The 20,452-nt window shown below is 41.4% G+C and carries 13 protein-coding genes and 2 pseudogenes; 7 read left to right on the plus strand and 8 right to left on the minus strand.

Going from position 1 to position 20,452, the window contains the following annotated elements:
* Positions 1 to 526 precede the first annotated feature (526 nt).
* Positions 527 to 1,000 carry a hypothetical protein gene (locus AC3CH3_RS16455; RefSeq protein WP_488538703.1) on the minus strand — a complete coding sequence of 158 codons (474 nt, stop codon included), beginning with the start codon at positions 998 to 1,000 and terminating at the stop codon, positions 527 to 529.
* Positions 1,001 to 1,217: 217 nt separating this feature from the next.
* Positions 1,218 to 2,498, minus strand: a complete 1,281-nt coding sequence (locus tag AC3CH3_RS16460) for a mechanosensitive ion channel family protein (RefSeq protein ID WP_171307990.1) — start codon at positions 2,496 to 2,498, stop codon at positions 1,218 to 1,220.
* A 455-nt stretch (positions 2,499 to 2,953) separates the two neighbouring features.
* Between AC3CH3_RS16460 and AC3CH3_RS16465 the strand changes: the two are divergent.
* The 3 genes and pseudogenes from AC3CH3_RS16465 to AC3CH3_RS16475 form a co-directional block, all read left to right on the plus strand.
* A pseudogene (locus AC3CH3_RS16465) lies at positions 2,954 to 3,559 on the plus strand (mechanosensitive ion channel family protein); the annotation flags it as partial.
* A gap of 106 nt (positions 3,560 to 3,665) precedes the next feature.
* Positions 3,666 to 5,201, plus strand: a complete 1,536-nt coding sequence (locus tag AC3CH3_RS16470; protein WP_029405293.1) for a mannose-1-phosphate guanylyltransferase/mannose-6-phosphate isomerase — start codon at positions 3,666 to 3,668, stop codon at positions 5,199 to 5,201.
* A gap of 15 nt (positions 5,202 to 5,216) precedes the next feature.
* Positions 5,217 to 6,641, plus strand: a complete 1,425-nt coding sequence (locus AC3CH3_RS16475; protein ID WP_488538704.1) for a phosphohexomutase domain-containing protein — start codon at positions 5,217 to 5,219, stop codon at positions 6,639 to 6,641.
* Positions 6,642 to 6,753: 112 nt separating this feature from the next.
* On the opposite strand, the gene aroG is transcribed toward AC3CH3_RS16475, so the two are convergent.
* Together aroG and AC3CH3_RS16485 are read right to left on the minus strand one after the other, a co-directional pair.
* Positions 6,754 to 7,806, minus strand: coding sequence for a 3-deoxy-7-phosphoheptulonate synthase AroG (gene aroG / locus AC3CH3_RS16480; protein WP_488538705.1), 1,053 nt, complete (start codon positions 7,804 to 7,806; stop codon positions 6,754 to 6,756).
* 313 nt (positions 7,807 to 8,119) lie between these two features.
* Positions 8,120 to 8,242, minus strand: a pseudogene (locus tag AC3CH3_RS16485) (putative quorum-sensing-regulated virulence factor); the annotation flags it as partial.
* Positions 8,243 to 8,448: 206 nt separating this feature from the next.
* Between AC3CH3_RS16485 and AC3CH3_RS16490 the strand changes: the two are divergent.
* Together AC3CH3_RS16490 and AC3CH3_RS16495 are read left to right on the plus strand one after the other, a co-directional pair.
* Positions 8,449 to 9,522 carry a DUF4297 domain-containing protein gene (locus AC3CH3_RS16490; RefSeq protein WP_488538706.1) on the plus strand — a complete coding sequence of 358 codons (1,074 nt, stop codon included), beginning with the start codon at positions 8,449 to 8,451 and terminating at the stop codon, positions 9,520 to 9,522.
* Positions 9,523 to 9,573: 51 nt separating this feature from the next.
* Entirely contained in the window at positions 9,574 to 11,298 is a 1,725-nt protein-coding gene (locus AC3CH3_RS16495; protein ID WP_488538707.1) for a hypothetical protein, read from the plus strand.
* A 165-nt stretch (positions 11,299 to 11,463) separates the two neighbouring features.
* On the opposite strand, the gene AC3CH3_RS16500 is transcribed toward AC3CH3_RS16495, so the two are convergent.
* Positions 11,464 to 12,351 carry a bacteriophage abortive infection AbiH family protein gene (locus tag AC3CH3_RS16500; RefSeq protein WP_488538708.1) on the minus strand — a complete coding sequence of 296 codons (888 nt, stop codon included), beginning with the start codon at positions 12,349 to 12,351 and terminating at the stop codon, positions 11,464 to 11,466.
* A 90-nt stretch (positions 12,352 to 12,441) separates the two neighbouring features.
* A complete protein-coding gene (locus AC3CH3_RS16505) occupies positions 12,442 to 15,381 on the minus strand; it encodes a UvrD-helicase domain-containing protein (RefSeq protein ID WP_488538709.1) in 2,940 nt (979 codons plus the stop codon).
* Between the two features lie 634 nt (positions 15,382 to 16,015).
* Between AC3CH3_RS16505 and AC3CH3_RS16510 the strand changes: the two genes are divergently transcribed.
* Complete coding sequence (locus tag AC3CH3_RS16510; protein WP_488538710.1) at positions 16,016 to 16,381, plus strand: hypothetical protein; 366 nt, start codon at positions 16,016 to 16,018, stop codon at positions 16,379 to 16,381.
* A gap of 286 nt (positions 16,382 to 16,667) precedes the next feature.
* On the opposite strand, the gene AC3CH3_RS16515 is transcribed toward AC3CH3_RS16510, so the two are convergent.
* Both AC3CH3_RS16515 and AC3CH3_RS16520 read right to left on the minus strand, forming a co-directional pair.
* Entirely contained in the window at positions 16,668 to 17,450 is a 783-nt protein-coding gene (locus AC3CH3_RS16515) for a hypothetical protein (protein ID WP_488538711.1), read from the minus strand.
* A 1,385-nt stretch (positions 17,451 to 18,835) separates the two neighbouring features.
* On the minus strand, positions 18,836 to 19,150 hold the full coding sequence (locus AC3CH3_RS16520) for a hypothetical protein (RefSeq protein WP_488538712.1): 315 nt from the start codon (positions 19,148 to 19,150) through the stop codon (positions 18,836 to 18,838).
* Between the two features lie 224 nt (positions 19,151 to 19,374).
* On the opposite strand from AC3CH3_RS16520, the gene AC3CH3_RS16525 reads away from it, so the two are divergent.
* Positions 19,375 to 20,304 (plus strand): hypothetical protein, encoded by a 930-nt coding sequence (locus AC3CH3_RS16525; RefSeq protein WP_488538713.1) that lies wholly within the window; start codon positions 19,375 to 19,377, stop codon positions 20,302 to 20,304.
* Positions 20,305 to 20,452 lie beyond the last annotated feature (148 nt).

The following is a 20,452-nucleotide window of genomic DNA, read 5'->3' on the forward strand; positions in this document are numbered from 1 at the left end:
GACCCAAGTTATAGCTTCTTTGCCTATTCCGTACTCACCTCGGTGAATCGGTGTTTGTTCTAGAACATCTACAGAACGGCACGAGTCTTTAAACATCATTTGAACAGCGTTTAACCGATCTTTCTCGTCACCACCATCCCAACCAAAGTCTATAGTGTTTTTTATATATACTTTGTAATCATATTCATCTGTATCCGATAATTCCGTTCGTATGTCCCCTCCAGATTCTAATATTCTCAAATGAGTTTGACTTCCTGCACAACCCATAAGTAAGGTCAACATTACTATGATGTAAATTCTTCTCACTTTAGCCTCTAGCCAATATCTTTATAAAAATCATATAGATAAACCCATACCATACCTGAAAATTCAATTTCTAAGTGCGATCCCCTTCTAATATTAAGAAGTGGTTTATCATAACTGTGTAAGCGCTTAAAACACGGGTTAGAGCATAACAGCTAAGGCGCTTTTGTCCCAATGAGTGCTATCACCGTAGAGGTCAAGCACGTCTCTGGACAATTCTGAGCTAGCTCCTCTGAAGATCGAGAGCTATAGTCGATTGATATAGTGGCGCAGAATAGCGCTGGAATATACTGCTGAACTGCTCTTGATTATCGAGCACAAAAGTAACTCGAATATGATCTGCATTGTATGTGGTGAGGATTGATCGCAGCCAGCTAGGTAGAGAACCATTTAGAAGCGTCTCGCAATTGATAAACCAGATCCACGTTGGCTTGTCACTTCGAATGATATCCATGATTTGCGACTTGTTTCTGTAATCTTCACCTGCAAGTGAGAGAAGGTCGATGTAGATCGTTTGAACCCCTAATCGATTGTTGATGCAATTGTATGTATTCTGGAGGTCTTCTCCACAGTCATTGGTGAAAGTATGAAACCTCATCATACCCAACTCCCAATACCCATTTATTAGACGCTCATGCGAGCCAACAGGCCACTTATCCAAATTAGGGACGATAGATTGTGGGGTTGTATTCTTCATTCATCCTCACTTTACATAACCCTGTCTTTTCAGCTCATGTATAGCATTATGAGTTACCAGCAAAACGCAGTAAACCACTCGATAACAGAGTTAGGGGCGGAAACGCTTTAGGGTAGTAGCACTAAGTAGCTCTTGTTCCATAGTGATTTAAGTATTTTTGAAGCTTTAATAAAGAAAAAATGACGGGCAAGTAATTACCCACCATTATTCATTTAAACTAGCCATTACTAACTTGACCTGATGAAGCTAAATTAGTTTTATCTTGATTCCACTGACGAAAGTCACTACCCGTTGGAGTCTGAGATACACGCAAATCAAATTCTGGCATAACTGCATACAAATGATCAAAAATGTCTGATTGAATACGCTCATAATCACCCCATACTGTTGTGGTAGTAAAACAGTAAACCTCCATGGCAATACCGTCATGCGTTGGCGCTAGTTGACGAACCATTAAAGTCATATCGTTATGAATTTCTTGATGTGCATGTAAATAGCGCTCTAGATACGCGCGGAAGCTACCCAAATTAGTCAGTCGGCGACCATTGATAGATCTGGTATTGTTTACATCGTGTTGATTATTGTAGAGCGTAATTTCTTCTACTTTGCCTCTGATATACGGTTCTAATAATTGTATTTTGGTTAGCTCTGACACCTCAACTTCATTGAGAAAGTGAACACTTGTTGCATCTATCATCACGCTACGTTTAATCCGTCGCCCTCCCGACTCTGTCATCCCTTTCCAGTTTTTAAATGAGTCTGAAATCAGAGCGTAAGTTGGGACTGTGGTGATGGTTTTATCCCAGTTCTGTATCTTTACTGTGGTGAGGCTGATATCAATAACATCACCATCTGCGCCATATTTCGGCATTTCGAGCCAATCCCCTACACTCAACATTTTGTTGGCAGAGAGCTGAACTCCTGCTACTAAACCAAGAATTGGGTCTCTGAATACCAACATAACTACTGCTGTCATGGCACCTAAACCACTTAGCAATATAATTGGTGATTTTCCGATTAAAATGGAGGTAAATAGCAGAGCTGCAATCACAAATATAATTATCTTAATACTCTGGATGATGCCTCTAGTTGGCATGTTACGCCCCACCTGAGTGCGACTGAGTAGTGCATCGATCACATTGAGTAGTGAGAATATCGATAACATGGCATAAAGAACTACCCATAGTTCGACTATTATAATTAACATTTCACGAAGAGCGCTTTCTTGTGAGAGCCATAAATTGGCCTGAATACCGATCACTACCCCTTGAATAAGCAAAGCTATTTGACTGAATAAATTACCACTGAATAGCTCATGACGCCAAAAAGCCTCAGATTTAGAAGCACGACTCTTCAACCAAACCACGACAACACGGTGTAATACGACATGAATCACAATGGCAATCGATAAGATTAAGCCAAATGCTTCTGCAACTTGAATTAAGAGCGATAGCTGAATGTTGTATTGACTGAGCCAATCTTCAAACGACTTAGACATTGAAATCTCAACTTTAAATTATTGATACGTGGACCATATGTTACTTATAAATCTACGACTGGTACATGTAAGAATTTATGCTTATAACTATTTATTTTGTTAATGATTTTTTCTTCAGATAAAACGTCGTAGAAATGCTTTGTTTCATGATTTGAGATCAAGTAAAAAAATGAACGATTGGATAAGGTAAACGGGGGAAATAAACTATACCTGTAATGGCAGTAAAGTATCACCGATAAACCTCCAACATAGTGAATAACTGAATATACATTCATAAGAAGGAACTAGCCTAGAAAGTAAAATTGAGGAGGTGACATAAGTAATTGAACAACCATATGTGCCAATGAGCCTCCTATCGTTTAACTAGCATGTGAGTCGATATGCTTCACAAGTTAGGACAGAACTACCAACATCCAATTGACAACATTTCTAAGTAAAACTCAGTATTAGGAAAAGGTTTGATTGTCGGTTTGGCAGCAAAAGATCTACTCTCGAACTTCTTTGGTGGCATGATGATCTACTTCGACCGACCTTTTAAAGTCGGTGATTGGATTCGCTCTCCCGACCGTCAAATCGAAGGTACTGTCGAACGTATTGGCTGGCGCATGACCATTATTCGCACCTTTGATAAACGACCGTTGTACGTGCCAAACTCAGTATTCAGTAACATTGTGGTGGAAAACCCATCGCGAATGCTAAACCGCCGAATTAATGAAACCTTTGGGCTTCGTTACGAAGACGCGAGCAAGTTAGCTGCTATCGTGGATGACGTAAAAGCCATGCTTGAAACGCACCCAGATATCGATGCTAAGCAAACGCTCATTGTTAACTTTGACAAGTTTGGCCCATCAACGCTGAACTTCTTTATCTATACCTTCACCAAAACGGTCAACTGGGTGAGATACCATGAAGTGAAACAAGATGTGCTACTGCAGGTGCTAGCAATCATTCACAAGCACAATGCAGATATCGCTTTCCCAACACAAACACTCAAAATCGACCCGCAAGGTTTTAGCGAAGTTCAAGATATGGCTATTTCAAATCCATCAGGTCATCAATAAGCAGCGTATCTACTGTTTATAGGTAACTAAATGGGTTATCGATAATGAAAAAGAGTGAAGCGTGGTAACATGGCGCCAGTATTTTAAAGCACCCAATTACCACGCTATGATTTTACCTGTCATTCTAGCCGGCGGCTCCGGAAGTCGTCTCTGGCCACTGTCTCGCGAGCTTTACCCTAAGCAATTTCTCAATATAGCCGGTGAGCAGTCAATGCTTCAGCAAACGCTTCAACGCCTGCAAGGTCTTGAAGAGCACTTGATGGATAGTAAATGCGATGCCCCTTTCATTATCTGTAATGAAGAACATCGCTTTATTGCCGCTGAACAAGCTCGAGCATCCAATATCCAACACAGTGGAATACTGTTAGAGCCAGTCGGTAGAAACACAGCCCCAGCTATTGCGCTTGCCGCCTTAAAGGCATTAAGTAAACCAGCGCTTAAAGAACAAAGCGCATACGATCCTATCTTGCTAGTGCTGGCTGCTGATCATCACATCGCGAAAACCTCTGAATTCCAACAAGCGATTAGTCGTGGTGTTGATTATGCAAAACAAGGCACACTGGTGACATTCGGTATAACACCTGACGCCCCAGAGACTGGCTATGGCTATATCAAGCAGGGAGAGCCTCTTTCCTCCAGTGTTAAAACTGATACTAATAGGACAGAGCAGCCAATCAATCACGCCTACGCCATAGAGTGCTTCGTTGAAAAGCCCGACCTAGCAACTGCAGAGCAGTACATTGATTCGGGACAATACCTATGGAACAGTGGCATGTTCATGTTTAAGGCATCACGCTATGTTGAAGAACTCGCCGAACACCACCCTGAGATATTAGCGGCTTGTAAACTCGCTCTTGCAAAGCAAAATACCGACCTCGACTTTATCCGTATAGACGCTGAAGCATTCAAAAGCAGTCCGAGTGATTCTATCGATTATGCCGTGATGGAAAAGACCTCACACGCCGCAGTGATCCCGATGGATGCCGGCTGGAACGATATTGGCTCATGGTCTGCTATTTGGGATGTAAGCGAAAAAGATGAGCACAATAACGTCATTGAAGGTGATGTGTTGACCGTCGACTCTCAACACAACTACATCCATGCTGAAAATAAGCTGGTTGCTACGGTAGGCGTCGATAACCTGATTATTGTCGAAACCAAAGACGCTATATTGGTTGCGAATAAAGACAAAGTTCAAGGCGTGAAATCGATTGTCAGCCAGCTGAATCAAGCAAATCGCACAGAACATGTTCATCACCGCGAAGTGTTTAGACCTTGGGGTAAATACGATGTAATCGATCTAGGCAAACGCGACAAAGTTAAACGTATCACCGTAAAACCCGGTCACAAGTTGTCGTTACAAATGCATCACCATAGAGCGGAACATTGGGTAGTAGTGGCGGGTACTGCGAAAGTGACCAACGATGAAAAAACCTATCTGGTTGAAGAAGATCAATCCACTTACATCCCTTTAGGCCATATTCACAGCCTAGAAAACCCAGGGGATCTCCCACTCGAGATGATTGAAGTACAAACAGGCAGTCATTTAAGTGAAGACGACATCATTCGATATCAAGACAGCTATGGGCGAGACGTGCGCAAGCAACAAGTCCAGTCATCAAAGCACAACCAAACGAAATAAAGCAGCGACAAATCGATGAAACCAACATTAGACCTGAGCTGCTTTAAGAACAACGATATCCGCGGCGTCATTGGTAAACAAATCAATGAGCCACTAGCCTACCTGCTCGGTAAGGCATTTGGCGAATACGTCCTGTCTGCTGCGCCTGAAACCCCATTCGATGGCTTGGCTCAAGTGGTGATTGGTCGTGATAACCGAGAAACGTCCCTTTCATTACAAGAAGCCATGACCAAAGGCTTAATCGAGTCTGGAATAACCGTCGTTGACCTTGGAATGACAGGGACTGAAGAAGTCTACTTTGCAACTCGCCACCTTGGCGCCATTGGCGGAACCCAAATTACGGCAAGTCATAACCCAATCAATTACAACGGAATGAAATTGGTCGGCTTGGACGCTAGCCCAATAAGTAAAAACAGTGGCTTAGATGAAATCAAACTACGCATTAAAGTATTGAATCAAAAGCTGAACAGTGATTTATCTGTCGGTCATGTACAATCAAATAACTCTAGCCGATCGACCAGCATTCTCACTCCTTATGTAGACCACTTACTCTCGTACATAACCCCATCAAAGCTGTCACCGATGAAGATTGTTGTTAACGCAGGAAACGGCGTTGCAGGACATGTCATTGATGCTTTAGAGAATAAATTTAACGAACTCGGTGTCCCTATCACCTTCATCAAAGTTCATCATAACCCTGATGAAAACTTCCCAAATGGTATTCCAAACCCTTTGATTAGAGAGAACCAAGCAGCCACTCGAGATGCCGTTTTAGAGCATTCTGCCAACCTTGGAATTGCTTGGGATGGAGACTTCGACCGATGCTTTTTCTTTGATGAACAAGGTAATTACATTGAGGGTTACTATATCGTTGGTCTGCTCACCGAAGCATTCTTACTTAAAGAGCCTAACGCCACTGTGTTGCATGATATGCGTATGACATGGAACACGATTGAAGTTGCTAACAAGCTTAGTGGAAACGCTATTGGCGTCAAAGCTGGGCATGCGCTCATCAAAGAAAAAATGCGAGAGCTGAATGCGGTGTACGGTGGAGAAATGAGTGCACATCACTACTTTCGTGATTTTGGGTATTGCGACTCGGGAATGATTCCTTGGCTGTTAGTGATTGAGTTGATTAGTAAAACTCAACAATCTCTTCACCAATTAACGAGTACCAGTATAGATAGATTCCCCTCTTCTGGGGAGATCAATCGAAGAGTCTCAGATCCAGAACAAGTCATGGCTTGCGTGTTATCGCACTACCAAGATAATGCCGTTGAAATCGTTCACACAGACGGGATCAGCGTCAATATGGGCACATGGCGCTTCAACTTAAGAAAGTCCAATACCGAGCCATTAATACGCCTCAACGTGGAAACCAAGCAAGATAGAACTTTACTGTCACTTAAAGTCGACGAGTTACTGTCTTTTCTCATTTAAGAATACTGATACTTTCAGTTTATAACTAAGAATTACAAAAAAGCCCTTACTAGCGATTGCTAATAAGGGCTTTAAATTTTCAGCCGCTTAGTGACTGGCTGTAATAATTAGATTACTTGTTACGGCGAGCTTCAACAGCGTCTGCCAGTTGGCGAAGTACTGTCTCAGTATCTTCCCAACCAATACATGCATCAGTCACAGATTGACCGTAAGTTTCAGCTTTGCCGTCAACCAAGTCTTGGCGACCTTCAATAAGGTGAGATTCAATCATCACACCAAAGATAGCTTTGTCGCCACCAGAAATTTGTGCGCTTACGTCATCAGATACGTTCATTTGACGCTTAAACTGCTTAGAGCTGTTTGCATGGCTGAAATCGATCATCACTTTTTGTGGAAGACCAGAAGCTGCTAGCTCTTCTTTAATCTTACCAACATGTTCTGCGCTGTAGTTTGGCTCTTTACCACCACGTAGGATGATATGACAATCAGGGTTACCTGCTGTCTCAACAATAGCTGAGTGACCGTACTTAGTTACCGATAAGAAGTGGTGAGAAGCGCTAGCAGAGCGAATAGCATCTGTTGCGATCTTGATGTTGCCATCAGTACCATTCTTGAATCCAACTGGGCAAGATAGGCCAGAAGCCAGTTCGCGGTGAACTTGAGATTCTGTAGTACGTGCGCCGATTGCACCCCAGCTGATTAGGTCAGCAACGTATTGAGGCGTGATCATATCTAGGAATTCGCTTGCCGTTGGCATACCCATGTCAGTTAGGTCCAGCAGTAGCTTACGACCTAGACGAAGTCCATCATTTAGCTTGAACGTATCGTTCATGTACGGGTCATTAATTAGACCTTTCCAACCAACTGTTGTACGTGGCTTTTCAAAGTAAACACGCATTACGATTTCAAGGTTATCACCAAGTTCATCGCGCAACACTTTCAAACGTTTACCGTATTCAAGAGCAGCTTCTGTGTCATGAATAGAACATGGGCCTACAATAACAAGCAAGCGGTCATCGCTTTCTTCTAAAATATTGTGGATCGCTTTGCGGCTTTCAAAGGTTGTAGAAGAAGCAACTTCTGTCGCTGGAAACTTTTCTAAAACAGCAACAGGGGGTAATAACTCTTTTACTTTGTTAATTCTTACATCATCAGTCTGGAACATTGCTTACTTCTTCCTTTTTTCTATCCTTGAGCTGAATGTACGTTGTCTCACGTCACTTTCTATCAGCACTAATCTTCTTGTTCCCTGTAACTTAACTAGTAAAAACTCTAGTTTCAATCACTAATTAAAAATAAACGCAATTTTTTTTGTGTTTTATATTTAAAACACCCTGTATACCATTATTTACACACTATTGATTGCGTATTTTATAAGAAAATACGAAGAGCCATTATTCAAGCTACATCATGTATGTAAAATTGTGTCGAACTTAAAAACAAAAAAGCTCACGTGATCAGCGTGAGCTTTTATTTAATTACATTCTTTTCAATGGCTTGACGACACTATCAAGCCCTTCAATCTTCAGAGCAAGACACAGTTTTAATAAATCGCCGAGTTCACCAGACGGGAATCCCTTTTTATCGAACCAAAAAAAATACAGTTGCCTTCTGGAGGTGCGACACACTTCACAACATGAGTCGATCTACTTTAGCTCACTATTGGACATAATGAGTTTGGTTTCACTTTTGAAGAGGTGAGTTTGAAATTCATGAGCTAGTTCAACGAGATAAAATGATTTAGAAATATATTGTATGCTAACATGCATATTAAAAGTACAAATCACTTTTAGTTGGTTTAGGTCATATGGCAGACAATCCACTCGCAGAAGCTCAGCGAGAATCCGCAGGGGCAAGCACCTTTGGTAAGTATAATTTCCAATTTCATTGGGCGTTGTGCGAGATCATTGAGAAGCACAAGAACAAGAAAGAGTATGCATTACTAATTGAGCATCATGAGGATGTTGTAATTGCAGATAGCTTAGATGCAGATGAAGCTCAATTTGAATTTTACCAAGTAAAAAACCAGAAGGCTAAGTATACGCCAGCTTCTCTGACCAACAGAAAAAAAGGTGCTAATGATACTCTTAAGAACTCGGTTCTAGGGAAGTTACTTAGCTCTTGCATCAATACAGAATATGAAGACCGAATTACAACTATTGGGTTGGTCTCCTCAAGCGGGTTTAGCCTAAACCTTGATAAAGGGTTGAAGCTGGACGTGATCAAGGTTGGAGACATTGCCGAAAGTGATTTGGCAAGTTTGACTCAAGATATTGATAATGAGCTAGGAATTAAAGTGCTACCTGAGCACTTACAGTTTATTGTCCCTGATATACAGTTAAAGAATCAGGAAGATTATGTTTTGTCTCACTTTGCACGTCTCGTAAATGCGCTGTTCCCCGGAGCATTTTGCAACCCTGTAAACATTTATCGCTCTGTTGTTGATGAGATGGGACGAATTGGCCGCGTAGAATATGACTATAGAGATTGGGCAAGACTTATCGAGAAGAAATCTCTCACTTCCACTGAAGTACATAACGTGATCACTCAGCATACAACTCACCCATGTGTCGATGATTTAAAAAGTGACTTTGACGACTTAGCAAGAGAGTTAGGTTGGAAAGCAAAACAAAAGCGCACTTTCAAGAGTAAACTTGCTTTACTAGCACTACGAAGAGCTGGATTTATGAGCGCACTAGATATTGAGATTACGAACGTATTTAAACAATCTCATAGCAAGGTCGATGAAAATAACTATGCTGACGATAGTACTTATCTTGAAGCTCTAAGCAAACAAGCCATCTTCAATGGCTTACTTTCGAAGGTTAATGACCAAGATGAACTGTTGTTAGAAGTCATCTACTGCTTATTAAAGGCTTAATGATGCAAAATAATTACAAATTATTGATTAGAAATCTTAGGAAGCATAAAAATGAAAGGCTTGCAATTTCAACGTCTAGTTCTACTGTCCGATTCGAAAAGACTGGCGAATCAATTCACGTTTCCGAAGAGACTCAATCTCGTTACCGGAAGCGACAATAGTATTGGCAAATCAACACTAGTAAAAAATCTATTCTGGGCCATTGGTTGCGAGCCTCATTTTGACGAAGAGTGGAACTCAAATGACGTTAAGGCCACCTTGTACTTCAAGGTAAATCAACAGGAATACATTGTTAGCCGCTACGCAGATGGTATTTATTTTGGCCGTAAAGGTACTGCATTAACGAAGTACTCTAAAGTAACAGGTCAATTTGCTGAAGATTTCGCAGAAGAAGTAGGTTTTGATCTTATGCTCGCAAATAGGCAAGATGGCCTTGATTGCCCTCCTCCTGCTTTTTACTTCCTACCATTCTACATCGACCAAAAGAAAAGTTGGGATGAACCATGGAATGGGTTTGAAGGGCTTGGTCAATACAGTAATTTCAAAAAAACCTTAATCAAGTACTTCTGTGGTTACTTGCCAAGTGAGCACTTTGATCTCGAAGAAGATGTATTTGCGCAAAAAGCTATAGAACAAGAAGCTAATCAACAAGTAGGTCGTATTGCAGACGCAATTAGTGTCCTTGAAGAGGTAGCGCCAGAGCCGACTATTGCTGTTACTCAAGCAGAATTAGAGTCTATTCAGCAGGAGATTGAAAAAGATTTAACAGCGTTTTCTGCTCACCAATCTGAGCTGTTTGAGCAACAATCAGCGCTAGCAAATGAAATCCATGATTTAGAACAACAACACCTTATCGCTAGCACTTCTGCAAGAGAGCTTGACGAAGATTACACTTTCGCAGTAGAGAACGTGCCATCAGATTCTCTAGAGTGCCCTTTATGTGGTGTTGAACACGATAACTCCCTGCTAAGTCGTGCGGGGCTTTTAGCTGATAAGGAAGGCTTAGAGCAACAAGCAAATAGCATTAAGGCTGCACTTGAATCTAAATATCGACAACGTGCAGAGTTAGCAGAAGAGTTGATTTTTGTAGCCTCTGAAATCGAGCGAATCAATAAAAAGTATTTAAAAGAGGATGCCCCTGAAGATAAATCCAATGAACAACAGGCGTTTGAGCAAGCTCTTCATGCTGTTTCCCAAAAGAAAGTCAACAGTAGCGTTGTTCAGAAAAAAGAAAGCTATCTACTTCAATCGCAACATGCTAAGGACAAGCAGAAAGACATAAAGAAAGAGCAACGCAAGCTTGTTAAGAAGAAAGATAAGGACGAGCTGAACGAGCTATTTATGGGCAACTTAGTCGAAAGCATCAACGCGTTATCAGCTACTGGAGTTAACCTAAGTGATGTCAAGGCACCGATGGATTATAAAAAAATCCTTGGTGGCGGTGCAGCAGAAGGAACACGAGGTACACTAGCCTACCAGCTAGCCGTTCTTCGCCAGATTAATCATGCTAATCATTGCCAACTAGCTCCGTTTGTTATCGATACTCCTAACCAACAAGAGCAGGCAAAGCATCGATATGAGCAAGTCATGGATGTTGTCACTGAGAATATCCCTAATGGCTATCAAGTGATTTTATGTGCTATGGACAACGACGCCTTATCCACCTATAAACAGGATGCTCATATCATTGAGCTAGGCGACAACCGTCTATTGCAACATGAGCATTATGCCCAACTTCGCGCTGAATATGAGCAAGTCGTTTTAAGCAACAGCTAATGAAAAGGCTACCTTCGGGTAGCTTTTTTTTTTAGAACCTTTAGCTAAATCGTTTTGGGGCAGAACTGATTTAGGGCAACCTGTCAGTTCTAGTTACATCGTGGAAGCGAAACCGACAGATTACATTCAAACTAATTCACATAACAAGCTGAATACACTCACCAACTACCTCGTCCGCCCAGTTATCGGATAAGTTGTTCCAAGATCACTAGACGATAATGAAGTCAGTCTAGCTTCTGGCACACCTAGTGTTAGTAGCTTGTCATGGGTATACGATATACCATCTCCATAATTCCAGTTTTCCCAAGCAGCATCAGGATAGGCCTCCAAGAGGCATCTAAAGTAAGGAACATCGATTTCATTTATCGAATGGCCTATCACAATGATTTTTGAAACATCTCCGTAGCCTTCTAACTGAGCACGATGACTTTCTAATATCTCAGCTACTGGCTTGTGAAACTTATCTGTTACTGAAGCAACTGTTCTATGAGACTCATCGAACCAAGGCTCCTCTTCATTCCAAGGCATTGATGTAGATTGGTTGCCACTTCCGATTCCATGACCAAATATGACGTTCCATCTGGCTTTACCATGAATATGCAGTACATCTTCTTCAGGAACTGAATATATGTCTTGAAGAGTAGATGTATAGTTGAAGTTAATGAACTTAGAACCATTTGAAAATTCAAATAATTGCGAGGCTGTAGTTATATCTATTGCTCTTATCCAAGTATTGAACGTATTTGTTACTGCATCCACCAATTCATCTACTTTGATAGATATCTCATCTTCATAGCCATACAGCAAGCTACTGGAAGAGTCCGCCAGTTCATCTAAGCTTGGCTGCAACACTGCTTGTTCGCTGAAGTCATCCTCATTGAAAACACCTAAATTTTCTTCAAAGTTAGACCATTCTTGATCATCGTAAAAATCAGGGAAAAAGACAAAATGCTCGTCTAGGTCATCATGGTGATCTCGATGAAAGTGCCAATAACTTGTTGGTAATCCATTCTGAATATCAAAACCATTACCGATTATCACTAAAGTTGTCACGCCAATACTCCTACAGATACTATTTCAAAGTTACAAGTTGCATATTACACCAAGCAATAATCACCTAATCTCATGATTAGCCCACAAAACTCAAAAGTAAGGGATACGCTCGTTCGCCCCAATCTTGCCTTTCAACTTAGGGGATAGCTTGCCCCTGAACTTGCATGAATCTTCATTTTCCTCACCTTTGTAACCAGAACAGGCAACATAAACACCATATCTACCTAGTCTCGTAATTTTGGGGGATTTACAACGAGGGCATAGCTGGAAATTAGACTTACAAATTAGGCACTCACCATGTCTCGATTTCTTAACTGCTAGGCCATCAGAACAGCATTCACAGTCAACCGCTTCAGTAAGGCAGCCTAGCCCTGTCGAACATACATAAGTGCCACGCTCACCTTTCTTTGGTTTGAGATAGCCTGTCTTACAGTTAGGACATTTCCTTGCAGCTAATTTCTCTGGAGTGAAGTGTTCCGACACGATATTGATGTCATATTCTGGACTTAGTAACTCAAGGACAAATTCTGATGGTTCTTTCGGGTCGGTAACCAGATAGCAACGCTTCTTCGAACGAGTGATCGCTACATAAAACAAGCGTCGTTCTTCGGCATGTGGATACATATCAACTGTTGGCATCAACGCACTTACAATCTCGTTTTCTTTCCTTTCAGTCGGGAATCCGAAGTATCCTTGGTTTAAATCCAGAACAAAGCAGTAATCCGCCTCCAAGCCTTTCGAACCGTGCAACGTCCAAAACTTCATATTCTTGAACCCACGCTTCTTGGTAAAACGTTGGGCGGCTGCTGTTTTGCTCTTTCGGTAGCGAGTCAATATACCAATTGAAGCATCAGGATCCTCTCTTAAGATTTCCTTTATTGCTTTGTCAACAGCATTCAAAGTAGCTTCAGTAGGATCTTTTTCATTGGCATCATAGTTGTCAATCAGAAAGACTTCTGATGATTCAGCTTGGGTATGAGTGACGATCTGCTTTTGGTATTGCTCTGGGTTCTTCATTACAAACCCACCAGCAGTATCAGCAATACTATTGTTATATCGAAATGTCTTTTGTAGTTTGGTCAGGGCATGATTACCAACGTTATTTTGGAATCTAGTCGTGTATTCGAGCTTACCACCAACAAACGCATAGATAGCCTGCCAATCGTCCCCTACTACAGTGAGACTTGAGCCTGATGCTTTCAACAACTCCATCAAGAGGTTCCACCTAGACACAGAGATATCCTGAAACTCATCAACTAAAATGTATTTCCACTCAGGCTTAAACATGCCCTTTTGCAAATACTGCGTTGCCAAAAGGATCATGTCGTCGAAATCAAGCTGGTTTCGGCTGCGCAACTCACCTACATAGGCTTGTCTCAACCCCTCAATCAATTCCATGTGACTTCGGGCATTTTGGATTTCTGCGACCTCCAAGCGACGTTGGATTTCATACCCCTCTATCGCCTCTGAACGAACCGCTGATAGCGTTTCGGAAAGCTCATTAACAGCATTTTTAATGAAGTCTTGCTTTCTTACAGCCTCAAGAATCGCTTCTTTCGATATTGGTTTAGGGACTACATTTAATGCCCTCAGCTTCGCTTCCAGCACCGTCTCAAGATTACTCTCACACCAGTCATAGTGATAAGTATCCACCAGCTCAGTTTCCATCCGTTCGTGAAGATCTTTCTTGTCTTTGATTCCTTGATTGTATTTAGCTTTATTGATGTCAGCTCTCGTATTGCCCTCTCTATCAATACCAAAGTGCTCAATGTATATCTGATCGCTGATTGCTCCCTCAACAGGTTTTACATAGAAATCAGGACGGTATGGAAAACCAATATTGATACCAAGACGATTGCTGTAATCAGGCTCATACACGTATTCGATCCCATTCTTGAATAGCCAGTTGCCTATAAGTACCTCTTGATAACCTTTTACCTCAACGCCATTCAGCGTGATGTACTTCTTGCCTTTCAATGCTTCTTGGTGGGCTTCTTCAGACTCGGATAGGAATGGGTTGTATGCGTAATATACAGTCTCAATGAAAGTGTTAAGGTTTTCCTCATTCTCTTCGATGAAAGTGACGAGCCAATTATTTATGAATTCAAGCAATGCAGGCTTTTCTACTAACCAGCTCATGTTCAACTTACGGAACTGTTCCACCGATTGTTTCTGTGCTGCGGCGATAATCTGAAAGCCACGGCTATGAAACGTAGAAATTTGCTTATCGAGGTCATAGTGGTGGATATTCGCTGCTTTTAGTCGCTCTTTTGAGCGAATACGAAGTTCTTTTGCAGCGGCATTACCATAAGCCAACACCATTACTTCTTCAGGCTTAGCCAATTTTCTTTCAAGAATATCTGTTGTCTTTGCGACCATAACGGAAGTCTTGCCTGTCCCAGCAGCAGCAAGAACCATATTAAAGTCATCGTGCTGAACTACTGATAATCGTTGTTCTTCAGTAAGTGGATTGCTCTCAATGCTATCGTAGAAGTTTTTACGGGCACTTAGCACTCTACCAACGTGCAACTCTCTCAGATAGTTTGCAGAGCTTGAGATTGGGCTTAACTCAGATAGCTTCTTAATCTTTTGTAGTGATTCACCTGATAGGTGTGACTCCCAAGCATCAGGTGTCTTGTTGAACAACCGAACTATTGGTTCAATGATCGCTTGAACATCAGGGATAGTCGACTCACGCAGATATTGACCAACTGCGGCTTTTGAAAAGCGAGTGTAGGTCTTCGTTATTTTGGATTCGATTGCTACTTGAATTGCTCGATTAATGGCGTTGAATTGCGTAATGGTCTTTTTATGGCTCAGACCACCAATAACAACCACACCGTCGTCAGTAGCGACCCGAAGGTTGTAACCCAAAATCGAACGTTTTATAGTACAGAAACCGAGGATGTCAGAGTACTTGATTGTTCTCAATGATGACTTATCTACCACCTTTAGGGAATGCTTCCCGAACACGACTCCTTTGTACTTACCAAGCAGGCTTACTCTTGATTTTATGATCTTCTGAGGCATTCAATATTCTTGTACCACTACAAAACAAGTATGATGCCATAGAACGCATAAGCAATGAACAAAAACTCACACTCAACTAAGTTGATATAAAGACTGACACCTTAATTTCGGCAAAACTGGCATAAAGAGCTTAGTTATTGGCTAACGTATTCCAAAAGTAGATTCTGATTATTTCCTCTGAAAGTATGATTCAACACACTTTTCGGGGACTCCTAAACTATATGCCCCAACAACAGACCTTTGGGCGCAAACGTTTTGGACTAGTTGTATCTACCTCACTACTGTCTCGAAGCGAGCAAACCAGCCTAAAAAACCATTTTCACTGCATGAGTCCTGTTATCGTCACATGCTCAAGATTTGGGTAAATTTCGAGTATCTTGGAACGCACATGTTAACGCTGAAAACTATAAAGGGAAAGGGGGCAAAATTTCTATAAAGTATAGCTCCTAACGCTTTATCCCAAAGCAAAACGTAACGCCAGAGCGGTATGCATTATAAGCTGGTTCCTTATCACTGATAAACGCCCTGAGAATAAAAATTATAACCCCTTAGTTAAACAGGCTGCTCGGCAATACATTCCCCTAAGATTTTGTTAAACTCTTGTTGCACATAAACATAAGGCAGGTAGATAGATATGCGACCAGATAACATCAGTTTGAGAGAGTTTCGTAATAACCTAAATAGATTGTTGCTTGCTCTTGAGGCAAAAGGCATAGATGAGGTGGAGCCAATGGGTTTAGCTGAACTCATCGGTAGGGTTATTCCATGTGAATCAGCCAGTGTTCAAGCGCTCAATGAGTTGTATGAATTCCTTTCAATAGGTCTACGTCATGGTATTGGCCTAAATCAAGGGGCTGGCAATACGACACGTTCAATAGAGGACACTATAAATGGTTTTGAGGCTGATGTTCGGGAGTTACGACTAGAGTCTCTCGCCGAATTATCAGAAATTGATCAGGAAATGGGGTGGTATGATGATAATGAAAAACCTAGCACGTAGTTATGCTAGGTTTTCCTATCGGCTGAGCCTCATTAGGCGTCGCGGAGTTGGGAGCCGTTCCAATAATCCCCGCCAACACAGTAATCTTATAACTATCATTCAAAACGTTCAATAGTCAGGCAAAATGACGATTGATTAAGGAGCTTACTTTCCTCTATTTTTCTTAAAGTTGCGGAGCGTTAGTACCATTCCTAATGGCATACCAACAGCTAACCCCAAGCCCAACCCAAAAAAAGCTGGTAAGTGTTCAAATATAAACTCATTCATATGTAGTTCTCCACTCCGACTACCATGGTATTCCTATTGAGCGAATGTGCTCTGCAATCTCTATCGCTCTAGCTGGATTTTTTGTTAGATACTCGATAGGAGTAAGACCATGAAATGGCGGGTTGCGATTAGTCATAGACATAAATCCATTCCGATTTGTTGGGTTATTAAATGTTACATCTAACATATCCTGAATCGCTTGAATGTCGCTGAGAGCCTTCATATCGTCATTCATAGTAATGTCGTGAATCTGAACATCAGTAGCTCCCCACGCAATCAATAACTCCCGAGCATTAACCCTCGTTAATTTCCGCATGTCATCAGGAATATAATCTTGTACAGTGCGAGTGTTGGGTCGTGTAAAAAATCGATGCTCATAACTGTTTAAAGTACAAGAATATCTCGACAGATTTATAGAACGAGAGATTCTAACGAACATAAGGTCTGAACACTGCTTGAATAGTTGATTTATGACAATACCCACAAGGATACCCTGCGCATAAACATCGCTATGAACATGTTCTACGTACAACCCGCGCCCTACCAGTGGTGGTTCAGGATTAAGTGGGTCACCAAATCTAATTTTCAATAAGATCTGATTAGTAGTTTTATCCAATAGTTCAAATTGCCCAATGTGGACGGTGGAGTTTGGGCTATCCCCACATGACTGAAACAGTTGGAAGTGGTTAATAACCTTGCCACACAATAATTCTTGTATGGGTGCACTGAAGGGAGTGGCTCCACCGTAGTTACCCATATCGATGAACTCCTGATGTGTTTCCAACTCATTATAATGGCTCATCTCTGCTCCTGTAATTTAGTAGAGCTGTCACTATAACTGAGCTAATGGGTTATAAATGATGTTTTTGAGAGTGTATTTTATGATTTGATACTGAAGTCTAATTTATGTTATTAAAATCTGACTTTACAAGGGTTTATGGGGAAGTATAATTACAGTTAGTAGCTGCTTAGTGTGTGGTAATATAATGCCCTTCCAGCTTATTCTGTCTATTTTTTGCAGTTAGGTGCAATTTGTTGCACTGGCCCTTTATATTCATAACATAAGTTCCAGATATAAAGACAAATCGTAAGTTTGGTGTTGTTCAGTTCAGGAATTTAATACTGGATAATATCTCTGCCAATGTAGATTAGATCAGCAGTTAACATAGCCCCCCGAGGCGTTAACGCTGAACCTGTTGATTCAACAGTTTTATCACCCTCTGATAGTCCCCAGATATCATTACATCAATAGGTGTTAGTTCATCAAGTTTTTTGTTATGCATGTTAACCCAACCATAGAGCAGTTCTCTATTTCGTGGGTAGAGTATTCTGAGGCGCTTATGTATTGTTAGTAAGTGTCTTGCTCGTGACCTGACATCCTGATCATCCGGTAGGCCATGAATGCCATCCCTCATGTCGTGTAACATTGTGCTATCACTAACTGGCATCCCAAGCACCTTGAGTTGAGTCGAATCATCCAGCCCCCAAAGAGTAAGCATCCTCAAAAGAGCCTTTGCGACTATTGCAGTGTCGCCTTTATCATAATCATGAGACATAACTAATCCACTAAATTTTGGCTAAACAGGGCAATGGTTCAATTGGTTAACTTCAACGAGGGTTAGGTTCGTTACGTAACAATTCTAGGTTATCTAGCCCTGATGTGCATTCCTAGAGGAGAGGCCATAACTATCTCAGGGATAGAAGCGGCTTAGATATTCCATTCTAAGCCATAGCACCTCAACGTCTACGCGGAATCATCTAAAGAGGTCGAATTTGAGCAAGCTAGTTCTTGCTCAAGAACGCTCTTGATTTTTGATAGCTCGGAGTACCCTATATCGCCACAAATACCATTCATCTCTGCTCTAATAAGAAATAAGATCGTGTTTACTTGCTCCTTAGTCAACTCAACTTGCATCGATAACCTCCATTGCTTTTTAGCTTTGTGTATTATAGTCAGCTATGTACGCCGTTTGAAACATTACCATGAGTGGCAATCATGAGTATACGGGACTAAAACTTAGTCGCAAGCTATTGTTTTAAGTAGACTTAAATACTCTAATTTAGATTAGTGCATACGTTTTTAATAAAGAAAAGTTACCCTACCTATGACTCTAAGTACCGAAATATAGGTTGGCTAGTGATGGTACGAGTGAAGCCAAGAGACCACTTTCCAGAAACCGAACAATGTCACGATAAATCTCCTAGTCTCACGCAACTAAAATGGCTGCCTTTAAATGATGACCGACCAATCATCAACAGGTCATATTTTAGGCGAAAATCTCTATGAATTTCGCACTTGTCGATATAAACACCACAACAATATTTACAAGTGATCCGCCACCTACTCAGCGGTGTCAGGTGGTGCTCATCATACAAGACTATGGTTAGCAAAAAATCAACTCGCTCCCCCTTCATCGATAAATCATCAATACGATATTCGTAGAGCGCATCATCATCTAGCTCTTCACGAAAATACTTTGTTAGCTCGCTCATATTTGTCATAAACCACACCGATTTTTTGTAGGTAACACTGTTTTTCTCCCTAACCACCCTCGCCACATTTGATCAACTTGTCAGTTTCTTTTGGGCTTGGTTTCTATTATTGGTGTTATAGAGGTATACCCTTAAAACACTATTGAGTAAATATTATACTTTACGTGTTGCAACGCACTACCGCTACTGATACATTTTACGTAAGTAATGAACTTTACGTAAATGGTGATTGTATGGAATTTCGTTTTCCCGTTGCTGCAGCAGAGTCAAATGCAGCAGCACTACAGTATTTAACAAAAAATTTAAGTGACCGAGACAAAGCGCAAGCTGAACTAAGTCGGTTGTTGGAACGCCTTGGTAACTCAATTGATCATTATCCTGATTGGCATCCGATACTAATGATCCCTCAAGATGCAAAATCAACCTCAGATAGCTCACTAAATCAACTGTACAGAGGTGCTGACCACACTATTTCGTTTGTCCGAGGTTTTGTGACCTGCCCCTACTCAGAGGAGGCTGCCAATAAATTGGTGAGTGAAGCTAATCAATTAGTTGGTCTACATGCCTATCGTACAGATGTTGCTCTATACAGTGACCATGCTTACCCAGTGATTGTTGAGGCAATTGATGTCGAGTTAGAGGGTGATGGCACTATACGTAGTCGAGATGCGCTGGCGTGGTGTGTTCAAGAGTTGGCTAAGAACGCTAGAGATGCTCAAGTTGCCGAAACATGGTGGAACCTAAGGAGTTGTTTACTGGGTAGTCCCCATGGCTCACGCTCATCATTACTAGTAAATCAGTTCACAGGTGGGCATATGCGAAAAATCCTCGATGCTCTTAACGCAAGCGGTATGTATGGCCCAATCAAGGAGTGGAGCCTAGAGATGTTCTCTAAGAAAAAAAGAGAAAAAATCTCCGAAGCCTTGTTAAAAGCTGCACTCACTAATTATAGAAAACAAGAAGGCGAATTCGAGTTTGAGTTACATGGTGAGATCTGTAAATCACAAGTACGCGATACGTGGGGAGATGGTACGGAGCTTTCGATTAGAGTAGATATTGGAGATTATGATCTTTCGGTTACGGGTTACTATTATCCAGAAAAAGACCGTTTGGAATCGTCTGATCCCAAGGGAAAGAAAGCGATTGCTGAGAAGTTTTTATAGAGGTTTTGTTGCTATAAAGAGAGGGGCTAACGCCCCTTATGTTTTATGCTGCTGCAAACTTATTAAACAGCTTAGATTTATCCCTAAGTACACAAAGAGCCTACTCAGCTAAAACTGTAGGGCTTTTTTGCTCGGAATGGATGGCTAG

Source organism: Vibrio sp. QJM3NY_35, from assembly GCF_057785915.1.

Bases quoted from the DNA above. Each gene is read 5' to 3' on its own strand.
- AC3CH3_RS16455 (WP_488538703.1), bottom strand. From the start codon at position 1,000: ATGAAGAATACAACCCCACAATCTATCGTCCCTAATTTGGATAAGTGG.
- AC3CH3_RS16520 (WP_488538712.1), bottom strand. From the start codon at position 19,150: ATGACAAATATGAGCGAGCTAACAAAGTATTTTCGTGAAGAGCTAGAT.
- AC3CH3_RS16475 (WP_488538704.1), top strand. From the start codon at position 5,217: ATGAAACCAACATTAGACCTGAGCTGCTTTAAGAACAACGATATCCGC.
- AC3CH3_RS16495 (WP_488538707.1), top strand. From the start codon at position 9,574: ATGAAAGGCTTGCAATTTCAACGTCTAGTTCTACTGTCCGATTCGAAA.
- aroG (WP_488538705.1), bottom strand. From the start codon at position 7,806: ATGTTCCAGACTGATGATGTAAGAATTAACAAAGTAAAAGAGTTATTA.
- AC3CH3_RS16460 (WP_171307990.1), bottom strand. From the start codon at position 2,498: ATGTCTAAGTCGTTTGAAGATTGGCTCAGTCAATACAACATTCAGCTA.
- AC3CH3_RS16490 (WP_488538706.1), top strand. From the start codon at position 8,449: ATGGCAGACAATCCACTCGCAGAAGCTCAGCGAGAATCCGCAGGGGCA.
- AC3CH3_RS16515 (WP_488538711.1), bottom strand. From the start codon at position 17,450: ATGAGCCATTATAATGAGTTGGAAACACATCAGGAGTTCATCGATATG.
- AC3CH3_RS16505 (WP_488538709.1), bottom strand. From the start codon at position 15,381: ATGCCTCAGAAGATCATAAAATCAAGAGTAAGCCTGCTTGGTAAGTAC.
- AC3CH3_RS16470 (WP_029405293.1), top strand. From the start codon at position 3,666: ATGATTTTACCTGTCATTCTAGCCGGCGGCTCCGGAAGTCGTCTCTGG.
- AC3CH3_RS16525 (WP_488538713.1), top strand. From the start codon at position 19,375: ATGGAATTTCGTTTTCCCGTTGCTGCAGCAGAGTCAAATGCAGCAGCA.
- AC3CH3_RS16510 (WP_488538710.1), top strand. From the start codon at position 16,016: ATGCGACCAGATAACATCAGTTTGAGAGAGTTTCGTAATAACCTAAAT.